This window comes from Candidatus Rhodobacter oscarellae, from assembly GCF_001078595.1.
GTDB classification, from domain to species: Bacteria; Pseudomonadota; Alphaproteobacteria; order Rhodobacterales; family Rhodobacteraceae; genus Rhodobacter_B; species Rhodobacter_B oscarellae.
In genome coordinates this window covers 2,304,430-2,316,527 of sequence record NZ_LFTY01000002.1, presented here as the reverse complement: position 1 = coordinate 2,316,527, position 12,098 = coordinate 2,304,430, and the positions used below count along the sequence as shown (strand labels likewise).

Annotated in this window: 13 protein-coding genes; 6 read left to right on the top strand and 7 right to left on the bottom strand. The window is 66.8% G+C overall.

Translation table 11 applies throughout. The features are described from left to right. Positions 1-44 precede the first annotated feature (44 nt). The 6 genes from AIOL_RS15880 to AIOL_RS15855 all read left to right on the top strand — a co-directional run bounded on the left by AIOL_RS15880 (position 45) and on the right by AIOL_RS15855 (position 5,778). Positions 45-1,187, top strand: a complete 1,143-nt coding sequence (locus tag AIOL_RS15880; RefSeq protein WP_049643884.1) for an acyl-CoA dehydrogenase family protein — start codon at positions 45-47, stop codon at positions 1,185-1,187. A 3-nt stretch (positions 1,188-1,190) separates the two neighbouring features. After that, on the top strand, positions 1,191-2,795 hold the full coding sequence (locus AIOL_RS15875) for an AMP-binding protein (RefSeq protein ID WP_049643883.1): 1,605 nt from the start codon (positions 1,191-1,193) through the stop codon (positions 2,793-2,795). Then, entirely contained in the window at positions 2,792-3,199 is a 408-nt protein-coding gene (locus AIOL_RS15870) for a RidA family protein (protein ID WP_049643882.1), read from the top strand. Before AIOL_RS15875 ends, AIOL_RS15870 begins: the two co-directional genes overlap by 4 nt. 154 nt (positions 3,200-3,353) lie before the next feature. Beyond that, positions 3,354-4,187, top strand: a complete 834-nt coding sequence (locus tag AIOL_RS15865; RefSeq protein WP_049643881.1) for a tryptophan 2,3-dioxygenase — start codon at positions 3,354-3,356, stop codon at positions 4,185-4,187. Beyond that, positions 4,184-5,371, top strand: a complete 1,188-nt coding sequence (kynU, locus tag AIOL_RS15860; protein WP_200898761.1) for a kynureninase — start codon at positions 4,184-4,186, stop codon at positions 5,369-5,371. Before AIOL_RS15865 ends, kynU begins: the two co-directional genes overlap by 4 nt. Further along, positions 5,371-5,778, top strand: a complete 408-nt coding sequence (locus AIOL_RS15855; RefSeq protein ID WP_049643879.1) for an acyl-CoA thioesterase — start codon at positions 5,371-5,373, stop codon at positions 5,776-5,778. The genes kynU and AIOL_RS15855 overlap by 1 nt, the downstream gene beginning before the upstream one ends. A 353-nt stretch (positions 5,779-6,131) precedes the next feature. Here the strand turns inward: AIOL_RS15855 and AIOL_RS15850 are convergent, their stop codons facing one another. The 7 genes from AIOL_RS15850 to AIOL_RS15820 form a co-directional block, all read right to left on the bottom strand. After that, positions 6,132-6,911, bottom strand: coding sequence for a succinate dehydrogenase iron-sulfur subunit (locus AIOL_RS15850; protein WP_049643878.1), 780 nt, complete (start codon positions 6,909-6,911; stop codon positions 6,132-6,134). A gap of 18 nt (positions 6,912-6,929) precedes the next feature. After that, entirely contained in the window at positions 6,930-7,259 is a 330-nt protein-coding gene (locus AIOL_RS15845) for a hypothetical protein (RefSeq protein ID WP_049643877.1), read from the bottom strand. Next, positions 7,256-9,061 (bottom strand): succinate dehydrogenase flavoprotein subunit, encoded by a 1,806-nt coding sequence (gene sdhA, locus AIOL_RS15840; RefSeq protein WP_049643876.1) that lies wholly within the window; start codon positions 9,059-9,061, stop codon positions 7,256-7,258. Before sdhA ends, AIOL_RS15845 begins: the two co-directional genes overlap by 4 nt. Positions 9,062-9,078: 17 nt before the next feature. Beyond that, on the bottom strand, positions 9,079-9,450 hold the full coding sequence (locus tag AIOL_RS15835) for a succinate dehydrogenase, hydrophobic membrane anchor protein (RefSeq protein WP_049643875.1): 372 nt from the start codon (positions 9,448-9,450) through the stop codon (positions 9,079-9,081). A gap of 13 nt (positions 9,451-9,463) precedes the next feature. Then, complete coding sequence (gene sdhC, locus AIOL_RS15830; protein WP_049643874.1) at positions 9,464-9,847, bottom strand: succinate dehydrogenase, cytochrome b556 subunit; 384 nt, start codon at positions 9,845-9,847, stop codon at positions 9,464-9,466. A gap of 185 nt (positions 9,848-10,032) precedes the next feature. Next, complete coding sequence (locus AIOL_RS15825) at positions 10,033-10,776, bottom strand: DUF4344 domain-containing metallopeptidase (RefSeq protein ID WP_049643873.1); 744 nt, start codon at positions 10,774-10,776, stop codon at positions 10,033-10,035. Positions 10,777-10,853: 77 nt separating this feature from the next. Then, the gene (locus AIOL_RS15820) at positions 10,854-11,990 is read right to left on the bottom strand and encodes a M48 family metalloprotease (protein ID WP_049643872.1); all 1,137 of its coding nucleotides are present in this window, start codon (positions 11,988-11,990) and stop codon (positions 10,854-10,856) included. Positions 11,991-12,098 lie beyond the last annotated feature (108 nt).

Genomic DNA, 12,098 nt, shown 5'->3' with positions numbered 1-12,098 from the left:
GGGCCAGCCCCCAACCCCCCGCCGTATTTGGAGCCAAGAAGAAGATGGACCGAAGCTTTTTGAACTGGCCGTTCCTTGAGGATCGCCATCGGGCCCTGGCGGCAGAGGTCGAGGCCTTCGCCGCCAGGGTGTCGGTGGATCACGGTGACGTGGATGCGGCCTGCCGGGCGCTGGTGGCGTCCCTGGGCGAGGCCGGGATCGCGGCGCATTCGGGTGCCGAGGACGGGCGGCTGGACGTGCGGTCCCTGTGCCTGATCCGCGAGACCCTGGCGCGCCATGACGGCCTGGCGGATTTCGCCTTTGCGATGCAGGGGCTTGGGACCGGGGCGATCTCGCTTTTCGGCTCTGAGGAGCATAAGGCCGAGTGGCTGCCGCTGACCCGCGCGGGCAAGGCGATCTCGGGCTTCGCGCTGACCGAGCCGGGCAGCGGCTCGGACGTGGCGGCCAACACGATGAGCGCAGCACTGGACGGCAACCACTATGTGCTGGAGGGCGAGAAAACCTGGATCTCAAACGGCGGCATCGCCGACGTCTACACCGTATTCGCCCGCACCGGCGAGGCGCCGGGCGCCAAGGGCATGTCGGCCTTCGTGGTGCCCGCGGACACGGCCGGGCTGGAGGTGGCCGAGCGGCTGGAGGTGATTGCGCCGCACCCCCTGGCGCGGCTGCGCTTTGACGGCTGCCGGGTGCCTGCGAGCGCGATGATCGGCCAGCCGGGGCAGGGGTTCAAGATCGCGATGTCGGTGCTGGATGTGTTCCGCTCCACGGTCGCCGCGGCGGCGCTGGGGTTCGCGCGGCGGGCGCTGGACGAGGCGTTGACCCGGGTAGGATCGCGCCATGTCGGGGGCGCGCCCCTGTCCGACTTGCAGATGGTGCAGGGCCATATCGCGGACATGGCGCTGGACGTCGACGCCGCGGCCCTGCTGGTCTACCGCGCCGCCTGGGCCAAGGACATGGGCGCGCCGCGGGTCACCCGCGAGGCCGCCATGGCCAAGCTCTTTGCCACCGACCGAGCGCAGCAGGTGATCGACAAAGCCGTCCAGCTGCATGGCGGCGACGGCGTGCGGTCCGGCGAGACCGTCGAGAAACTATACCGCGAAATCAGGGCCTTGCGCATCTATGAGGGCGCCTCGGACGTACAGCGCGTCGTCATCGCCCGCCAGACCCTTGCCAACCACGGAGCGTGAACGATGCTGAGACCTTCCGCCCATACTGACGGATTTGCCCGGGACAACCTGCCGCCCGGCGACCAGTGGCCCGACCTGCCGCAGCGGTTCGATTACCCCGACCGGCTGAACGCCGGCGTGGAGCTGACCGATGCCATGGTGGCGCGGGGCTTTGGCGACCGCACCGCGCTGATCGGCAACGGGCGGCGGCGCACCTATAAGGAGCTGACCGATTGGACCAACCGCCTGGCGCATGCGCTGGTGGACGATCTGGGCGTGAAGCCCGGCAACCGGGTGCTGATCCGCTCGGCCAACAACCCCGCCATGGTCGCCTGCTGGCTGGCCGCCACCAAGGCGGGCGCGGTGGTGGTCAACACCATGCCGATGCTGCGCGCCGCCGAGCTGAACAAGTATGTCGAGAAGGCCGAGATCCAGTTCGCGCTCTGCGACACGCGCCTGATGGACGAGATGGTCTCCTGCGCTAAGGGCTCGAAAACGCTAGAGAAAGTGATCGGCTTCGACGGCACCTCGAACCATGACGCAGAGCTGGACCGGCTGGCGTTGGAGAAGCCCGTGCAGTTCGAGGCGGTGCCCACCAGCCAGGATGACGTGGCGCTGATCGGGTTCACCTCTGGCTCCACCGGCGACCCCAAGGGCACGATGCATTTCCACCGGGATTTGCTTATCATTGCAGACGGTTACGCCCGCGAGGTGCTGAGCGTGCAGCCCGATGACATCTTTGTCGGCTCGCCGCCCTTGGCCTTCACCTTCGGGCTGGGCGGGCTGGCGATCTTCCCGCTGCGCTTTGGCGCCACGGCGACCCTGCTGGAGAACGCCGCCCCGCCCAACATGATTGAGATCATTGAGAAATACCGCGCCACGGTCTGCTTCACCGCGCCCACGGCCTACCGGTTCATGATGCGCGCGATGGACGAAGGCGCGGACCTGTCCAGCCTGCGCGCCGCGGTCAGCGCCGGCGAGACGCTGCCCGCCCCGGTCTATGACGAATGGATGGCCAAGACCGGCAAGCCGATGCTGGACGGGATCGGGGCCACCGAGATGCTGCATATCTTCATCTCCAACCGCTTTGAGGACCACAAGCCCGCCTGCACCGGAAAGCCCGTAAGTGGTTACGAGGCAAGGGTAATTGGCCCCGACGGGGCCGAGCTGCCGCGCGGCGAGGTGGGGCGGTTGGCCCTTAAGGGCCCCACCGGCTGCCGCTATCTGAAGGGCGAGCGGCAGGGCGAATACGTGCAGGACGGCTGGAACATCTCTGGCGACGCCTTCTGGCAGGACGAGGAGGGGTATTTCCACTTCGCGGCGCGCAATGATGACATGATCATCTCGTCGGGCTACAATATCGCCGGACCCGAGGTGGAGGCGGCGCTTCTCAGCCACCCCAACGTGGCGGAATGCGCGGTGATCGGCGTGCCGGACGAGGCGCGCGGCGCCATCGTCGAGGCGCATGTGGTGCTGGCCGATGCGGCGCCCTCGGAGGCGCTGACCGAGGCCCTGCAGGCCCATGTCAAAGCCGCCATCGCGCCCTATAAGTACCCCCGCAGCGTGGTCTATGCCGAGGCGCTGCCCAAGACACAAACCGGGAAAATTCAAAGGTTTAAGTTGAAATGAGCCATCAGATCATTCACCCCGAGGGCTGGCTGCCCGCCAAGGGCTACGCCAATGGCGTGCTGACCAAGGACGGCGTCCTGCATATCGGCGGGCAGATCGGCTGGACCGCCGAGAAGGTCTTTGAGGCGCGCGATTTCATCGGCCAGGCGCGCCAGGCCCTGGCCAATATCCGCGCCGTGGTCGAGGCCGCGGGCGGCACTGTCGAGGACGTCACCAGGCTCACCTGGTTTGTGACCGACAAGCGCGCCTATGTGGCGAGCCAGGCCGAGATGGGCGCCGCCTATCGCGAGGTCTTCGGGCGGCATTTCCCTGCGATGTCGATGCTGGTCGTGGCGGGGCTTATCGAGGACGAGGCCCTGGTCGAGATCGAGGCCACCGCGCATCTGAGCGACGCCAAATGCTAACGAGGTCTAAACGCCGCGGTCGCATGCAGGCGGCGAATCACCGGGTTAACACCTGTTTTTTATGGCCAAACGCCGGTCGGCAAAGCGTCGGCAAAGCGTATGGCACCTGTCGGGCAAACCCCGTGGTTAACAGAGCGCGCGGTGGGGCCTGCGCATGGCTGAGTTCGACCCCAAGAAGGACGGCGCGAAGACGGATTTCTCGGACGCGATGTCCTATGGCGACTACCTGGGGCTGAGCGCGCTGCTGTCCCAGCAGCACCCGCTGTCGGACGCCCATGACGAGATGCTGTTCATCATCCAGCACCAGACCAGCGAGCTTTGGATGAAGCTCGCCCTGCACGAGCTGAGCGCCGCGCGCGAGGCGCTCATCGCGGGCGAGATGCCCACCATGTTCAAGATGCTGGCCCGCGTGAGCCGCATCCTGGAGCAGCTCAACAACGCCTGGGACGTGCTGCGCACCATGACGCCGGCGGATTACACCGCCTTTCGCGCCGCCCTTGGGCCCTCCAGCGGGTTCCAGTCGCATCAATACCGGCTGATCGAGTTCGTGCTGGGCAACCGCAACCGGCACATGCTGGGCCCGCATGCGCACCAGCCCGAGCAGCATAAAATCCTGACCGACGAGCTGGCCCGCCCCAGCTTTTACGACGCGGTGGTGGCGCATCTCTTCCGCACGCTGGACGGCGACACCGCGCAGATGCCCGCGCCGCAGCTTGACACCCCGCACGAAGCCCAGCCCGAGATCCAGGCGCGCTGGCGCCAGGTCTACGAGGATATCGACGCGCATTGGGGGCTCTACGAGCTGGCCGAGAAGCTGGTGGACCTAGAGGATTACTTCCGCCGCTGGCGCTTTAACCACGTCACCACGGTCGAGCGCGTGATCGGGTTCAAGCGCGGCACCGGCGGCACATCGGGCGTGCAATACCTGCGCAGGATGCTAGAGGTCGAGCTGTTCCCGGAGCTATGGAACGTCAGGGGTGAATTATGAGCGTGCTGCGCAAAGAGATGTTCGAGCTGCCCGAGGGGGTGATCTATCTGGACGGCAACTCGCTGGGCCCGCTGCCGAAGGGCGCGGTGCAGCGCGCGGCGCGGGTGATCGAGACCGAATGGGGCGGCGAGCTGATCCGGGCCTGGAACTCGGCGGGCTGGATGGAGCTGCCGCGCCGGGTCGGCGATCGGATCGCGGGGCTGATTGGTGCGCCCGCGGGGTCGGTGGCCACCGGCGACACGCTGTCGATCAAGGTCTACCAGGCGCTGGCCGCGGCGCTGAAGATGCGCCCCGAGCGGCGCGTGATCCTGTCCGATAGTGGCAACTTCCCCAGCGATCTCTACATGGCCGACGGGCTGATGCGCACCATCGACAAGGGCTATGAGCTGCGCAGCCCCGCGCCCGAGGACGTGGCCGAGGCGATCACCGAGGAGGTGGCCGTGGTGATGCTGACCCATGTGGATTACCGCTCGGGGCGCTTGCATGACATGGCCGCGATCACCGCGCGCGCGCATGAGATGGGCGCGGTGATGGTCTGGGACCTGGCGCATTCGGCCGGCGCGGTGCCGGTGGACATCGCCGGCAGCGGCGCCGAGTTCGCCGTGGGCTGCAGCTATAAATACCTCAATGGCGGGCCCGGCGCGCCCGCCTTCATCTATGTGCGCCCGGATGTGGTCGAGGGGATCCAGCCCGCATTGTCAGGCTGGCTCGGCCATGAGGCGCCGTTCGCCATGGAGCTGGGCTATCGCCCCGCCATGTCCACCGAGCGGATGCGCGTGGGCACGCCGCCGATCCTGCAACTGGCGGTGCTGGACGTGGCGCTAGACGCCTGGGAGGGCGTCGACATGGGCGACCTGCGCGCCGCATCGCAGGCGCTGTCAGAGCGCTTCATCGCCGAGGTCGAGGCCCGCTGTCCGGCGCTGGAGCTGGCCTCGCCCCGCGACAAGCACGCCCGCGGTAGCCAGGTCTCGTTCGGGTTCGCGCAGGGCTACGCCGCGATGCAGGCGCTGATCGACCGCGGCGTGATCGGCGATTTCCGCGCGCCCAACATCATGCGCTTTGGCTTCACGCCTTTGTTCATCGATGAGGCGGACGTGGTCGCGGCGGTCGGCATCCTGGCCGAAGTGCTGGACGGCGAGCTGTGGCGCGCGGCGAAGTACCAGACCCGCTCCCGCGTCACCTGATGGCGTTCACCTTCCCGCAGAAGGTGCTGTTCAAGCACTGCGACCCGGCGGGGATCGTGTTCTACCCGCGCTACTTTGAGATGCTCAACGACGCGGTGGAGGCGTTCTTTGATGCAGCACTGGGCTGGCCGTTCGAGGTGATCCATGCGGAGGCGGCGGTGCCCACGGCGTCGATGCAGGTGCAATTCACGGCGCCCAGTCGCCATGGCGACGCGCTGGTCTTTGAGGTCGCGGTGCAAGCGGTGGGGCGCAGCAGCGTGACCCTGCGGACGCAGGCTCGCTGCGGCGCCGACCTGCGCATGGCTGTGGACCACGTGCTGGTGCATGTGGACCGAGACGGGCGCCCGCAACCCTGGCCCGCGCGCGTTCGCGGGGCCATGGAGGGGGTCATGGACGGGCCGGAGTGAGGCGCCGGCATTGGCCGTTTTGACCTTCGGCGGGTCTTGGCGCGACACAATTTTCTTGCAAGAAAATTGCGAAACTCTCGCAAGAGTTTCTTCGGCGCGACCCGAAATGATCCCTAAATCGTAACCCCTTGCCGCTTGCGGTCCCAACTTTCCTTGCAAGGAAAGTGCAAATCTCTTGCAAGAGATTTGGCGCGCCCAAAGGACGTTCCAGGCCAGAATGAGGCATCCACACCGAAGCATCGGTTCTCGCTGCCGACGGCACGAGACCATTGATCGGCCAGCGAATTGCCACTCGCTGCAAGGGGAGACAAAACTCTTGCAAGAGTTTTGCCGATTTCTTCCAAGAAATCGCGCTAGTGGGCGCGCTCGACCATCATCTTCTTGATATGCGCGATCGCCTTGGCGGGGTTCAGCCCCTTGGGGCAGGTCTTGGCGCAGTTCATGATCGTGTGGCAGCGGTAGAGCTTGAACGGGTCCTCGAGCTCGTCCAGCCGCTCGCCCGTGGCCTCGTCGCGGCTGTCGATGATCCAGCGATAGGCGTGCAGCAGGGCCGCGGGCCCAAGGTAGCGGTCGCCGTTCCACCAGTAGCTGGGGCAGGAGGTCGAGCAGGACGCGCACATCACGCATTCATACAAGCCGTCCAGCTTCTTGCGGTCCTCGATGGACTGCTTCCACTCGCGCTGCGGGCGGTTCGTCTTGGTCTCTAGCCAGGGCATGATCGAGGCGTGCTGGGCGTAGAAATGCGTCAGGTCCGGGATCAGGTCCTTGACCACAGGCATGTGGGGTAGGGGGTAGATCTTTACGTCGCCCTTCACCTCGTCCATGCCATAGATGCAGGCCAGCGTGTTGATGCCGTCGATATTCATCGCGCAGGAGCCGCAGATCCCCTCGCGGCAGGAGCGGCGGAAGGTCAGCGTGGGGTCGGTCTCGGTCTTGATCTTGATCAGCGCGTCCAGGACCATCGGGCCGCAGCTGTCCATGTCCACGAAATAGGTGTCGACCGAGGGGTTCTCGCCCGTGTCGGGGTCCCAGCGGTAGATCTGGAACTTGCGCGTGTTGGTCGCGCCCTCGGGCTTGGGCCAGGTCTTGCCCACGCGGATTTTGGAGTTCTTTGGAAGGGTGAATTGAACCATCGTTTTGCTCCTCGGCCTCTATGTGGCCAGTCCAAGGCCGGTCTGCAGCAGGCAGCGCGCGGTCTCGGGGCGTTTGGTGATGTCGAACACAAGCGTGACGGTGTCTTCGTCCACGCCGATCAGGGCGGCCTGGGCCAGCCGCGCGATCTCGCGGCCCGAGGCGTTGTCGATCACGCAGTCGGTATAGGGTGTGACGCGGTTGCCGTCGACGCCGGGGAAGCGCGTGACCAGCACCTCGTCAATCGCCGCGCGCGCGCCCTGGCGGGCCACGTTATCGGTAGCCCGCTGCACCTCGGCGCAGGCGGCGAGCGCCAGCAGCGCGGCGGCCATGCCAAGCGCGCGGATCAATAGACCCGCGCCTTGGGGGCGATCCTTTTGAGGTCGATCCCGCCCTCGTCCGCGGAGCTGAGCGGGTCCAGATGCACCGGGCGGTAGCCCAGCTTGGCCTCGCCCTTGCCCAACCAAGCCAGCGTGTGCTTGCGCCAGTTCTTGTCGTCGCGCTCTGGGAAGTCCTCATGCGCATGCGCGCCGCGGCTTTCCTTGCGGGCCTCCGCGCCGGTCACCGTGGCCAGGGCCTGCGGCAGCAGGTTGGCCAGCTCCAGCGTCTCCATCAGGTCAGAGTTCCAGATCATCGAGCGATCCGTGACGCCGACATCGTCAAACAGCGCGTCCACCTTCTGCACCCGCGCGACGCCGGATTTCAGCGTCTCCGACGAGCGGAACACCGCCGCGTCCTCTTGCATGGCGCGCTGCAGCGACAGCCGCAGCGAGGCCGTCGGCGCCTCGCCCTTGGCGTGGCGCAGCCCGTCGAAGCGGTCCAGCGCCTTGTCCAGAGACGCTTGGTTCAGCACCGGGTTCGGGGCGTTCGGGTCCACGACCTCGCCCGCCTTGATCGCCGCCGCGCGGCCAAAGACCACCAGGTCGATCAGCGAGTTCGAGCCCAGCCGGTTCGCGCCATGCACGCTGGCACAGCCCGCCTCGCCCACGGCCATCAGGCCGGGCGCGATGCGGTCCGGGTCATCCTCGGTCGGGTTCAGCACCTCGCCCCAGTAATTCGTCGGCACCCCGCCCATGTTGTAATGCACGGTGGGCAGCACCGGGATCGGTTCCTTGGTCAGGTCCACGCCCGCAAAGATGCGCGCCGATTCAGAGATGCCCGGCAGCCGCTCTGCCAGCGTGTCCGGCGGCAGGTGGTTGAGGTTGAGGTGGATGTGGTCGCCTTCCTTGCCGACGCCGCGCCCCTCGCGGATCTCGATCGTCATGCAGCGGCTGACCACGTCCCGCGAGGCCAGGTCCTTATAGGTGGGCGCGTAGCGCTCCATGAACCGCTCGCCCTCGGAATTGGTCAGGTAACCGCCCTCGCCGCGGGCGCCCTCGGTGATCAGGCAGCCCGAGCCGTAGATCCCGGTGGGGTGGAACTGCACGAACTCCATGTCCTGGAGCGGCAGCCCGGCGCGCGCCACCATCCCGCCGCCGTCGCCGGTGCAGGTATGCGCCGAGGTGGCCGAGAAATACGCCCGCCCATAGCCGCCGGTGGCCAGCACCGTCATCTTGGCGTTGAACACATGCAGCGTGCCGTCATCAAGCTTCCAGCAGAGCACGCCCTGGCAGATGCCGTCCTCGGACATAATGAGGTCGATGGCGAAGTATTCGATGTAGAACTCGGCGTTGTTCTTAAGCGATTGGCCGTACAATGTGTGCAGGATCGCGTGCCCGGTGCGGTCCGCGGCCGCGCAGGTGCGCTGCACCGGCGGGCCCTCGCCGAACTCGGTGGTGTGGCCGCCAAAGGGGCGCTGATAGATCTTGCCCTCTTCGGTGCGGCTGAACGGCACGCCGTAATGCTCTAGCTCGTAGACCGCCTTGGGCGCCTCGCGCGCCAGATACTCCATCGCGTCGGTATCGCCCAGCCAGTCGGAGCCCTTGACGGTGTCATACATGTGCCACTGCCAGTGGTCGGGGCCCATATTGCTCAGCGACGCCGCGATGCCGCCCTGCGCGGCCACCGTGTGCGAGCGCGTCGGGAACACCTTGGTCACGCAGGCCGTGCGCAGGCCCTGCTCGGCCATGCCGAGCGTCGCCCGTAGGCCCGCCCCGCCCGCGCCTACTACTACGACGTCATAGTCATGCGTCTCGTACTCGTATGCTGCCATTATTTACTTCCTAAGCTTCAGAGCGCGATGCGGGCCACGGCAAAGATGCCGGCCGCGATCAGCGCGTAAGAGAATGCCGTCACCACCACCATGGTGATCTTGCCCGCGATGCCGGGCACGTAGTCCTCCACCGCGACCAGGGTTTCCTGCATGACGTGGTAGATGCCCACGGCCAGCGTCAGGATGGTGATCAGCGCGGGCAGGGGGCGGGCGAAATAGGCCAGCACCTCTTCATAGGTGCCGCCGAGCCCCAGCCCGAAGGTGATCACAAAGAGCGGGCCGAGCACCACCAAGAGCATCGAGGTGACCATCATCTGCCAGTGGTGATGCGTGCCCCCGCGGCCCGAGCCCAGGCCCTGCGCGCGCTTGCGGTCGGTTAGAAACTGCATCCCGTATCCTCCCCTACAGCGCCACGGCGCAGATCAGCGCCAGGAGTGTTGCCAGGCCGAACATGCCGATCGCCAGCCTCTCGGACGTCTCGACCTCGAGGCAGTAGCCGAAGTCCCAAAGCACGTGCCGCAGCCGCCCCAGCACGTGGTAGAACACCGCCCAGGTCGCGCCGAACATGATCAGGTCGCCGAACCAGCTGCGCAGGAAGGCGTCGATCCCGCCGAAGGCCGCCTGCGATGTCGCGGCCGCAAGCAGCCACCAGACCACGAACACCGCCGCGCCCAGGAGCGCGATGCCGGTGAGCCGCACCATGATGGAGGACATTGAGGTAAGCTGTGGGCGGTAGACCTGTAGGTGGGGCGAAAGCGGCCGGTTGCCGCGATTCACGTCTGCCATGTCTGTTCCTCTCGTTGCCGCGCACGGGTGGGCGCGAGATTACGTCCTGAATACTATTTTTTCGTTGCGTGTCACGCGGTCCGCGGCCCGCATCGCGCGGTTTTTTGGCGCAGGTTGCGGATTTGTTTGAATTTTGTGATCACGCGCGGAAATATAGTGATCACAAACCCGCGGCCCGCGCGCCCTCACCTCGGGGCGACCTCGGCGAGATACTCGGCGAATTCGGTGCAGATGATGATCTCGCGCCGCTTTGGGTCGTAGAAGGCGTTCACCGTGTCGCAGGGCTCGACCCGGACCAGCAGGCGCTTGGGGAGCGAGAGCTCCTTGTTCATCGCCTCCACCTCGGCGCGGATCACGTCGATGGTCAGCTGGCCCGCCGTGCTGACGCGGTAATTGGCAAGAAAGCGGATCGTGCGACCGGCGCCGGCGTCGCGAAGGTCCGTGATCACCGGCCCCCAGGAATCCGCGGCCAGGCGGTATTCCTCTTCGCAGGTCTGGCGGCGCTCCTCGGGCAGGCGCAGCTCGCGGGCCAGGGCGGAGCGCTCGGCCGGGTTGGCCCCAAATATTAGGCAAACGAAGGTGTAATAGCGCTGCAGATCGGGGCCATGCACGTCCCAGTAGGACACCCGCACGCGCTGCGCCTCGGCGATCGAGCGCTCGCCCAGGAACCCAATCGCGGCGGCCCGCGCGATGCGCTGGGCGGAGGGCTCTTTGAACAGATGGTGGATCAAGACGGCGCTGAGCACATCGGCGGCGTCCTCCTCCTGGCCAAAGATCGGCAGCTTGAGGATGTCGATCAGCGCGTGGCCCAGCTCGTGATAGTAGATCGCGATGAGGTTTGCGGCCACGAAATCCTCGGTGCGCTTGTCCAGCGCGTGGGACGCGGGCGCGGCGAGGCAGAGCAGGATCGCGGCGAGGATACCTTTCATGGGCGCAGTTTAACGCGCCGCGGCGCGGCATGGTCAAGCGGATTTGGTCAAGTGGTGTACGGTCAGGGGCGGGCGCGTCACTGCACCATCAGGGCGCTGCAGATGCGCTGGCCGATGCGGGCCAGATGCGGCTCCAGCTCGCGGTCAATGGCCGCGAAATCCACATCGCTGGGGACCACCTTTGGCATTTGCTTTGGCAGCGTCTGCAGGAAGGCGATGCGGAAATTGGAGGGCGGGTGCGTCTCGTCCGCGGCGTGCCCGGTCTCGTGCATCTCTCGCAACAGCTGGTCGCGCTTGTCCGGCGGCACCTCGACGGTGGCGCGGGCCAGGCGGCGGATCATGTCGATCCCGTCGGGCAGGTTGCGCCCGCCGAGCCGGGCGATCTCGACATTGATCTGTGGGGCCATCTCGATCTGCTGCAACAGGCGAACCGGCGCCTTGGCGCCCGCCACCTCGGCAGAGAACGCATCGGCCAGGTACTCGGCGCGCTGCGATTCCAGAAAGCACAGTCGCCCCAGCGCGGCGCTGAAGAGCTCGACGATGCTGCGGGTGAGGCCGCCGATCAGATCCGCGATCAGGTTGGAGCTTTGGGCGTAATCATCGGCGTGATGCGGCTCGAAGATGCGCGAGGGCAGGAACATCTCGTACCAGGCGTCCAGAGTGCCCATTGCGGCGCCCAGAAAGCCGTTGCGGGTGGGGTCCTGGTTCACCAGATGGACCAATTCGTGCCCGATCAGCGCGATGCGCTGCTCCGCCGGCAGGCTCTCCCACAGGGTCGCGCCGAGGATCAGGTAGCGGGCTTTGCGTGTCTCGCCGACCGCGGCGTTGTGCGCGTCACTGATGGCGATGGCGTCGATCCGCGGTGCGCCCAGCGCCGCGCCCACCCGGTCCACCAGCGCGAATGTCAGCGGCAGCTCCGCGCGGGTGAGCGCGCCCTCCGGCAGGCGGCGGCGCGGCGGCAACAGGAACCAGCCCGCCGCGGCCAGGATCGCCGCGACCACGAGGGGCAAGATGTTGGGGAAGCCCGCATAGGCCAGCGCCAGGGCGGCGGCGAGGACCAGATAGGGCGACAACAGCACAATGGCCGCGAGCGCGTAGGTCACCAGGCGCACCGCCGAGCGCCGGTTCAGCTCGCCCGTGAGGTAGTCGCGCTGCGCGTCGAGAAAGATCCGCTCTGCCAGCCGCTTGTTCAGTTCCTTGCGCCAAGACCGCATCCGGCGGGCCCCATCAATGAAGGCAATCCCAGGCAGCTTGGCGGCTGGGGGGCGTAAAATCAAGGAAGGCCGGGCCGGCGGGGGCGAGAGGTCGCCGCCGCGGTCAGA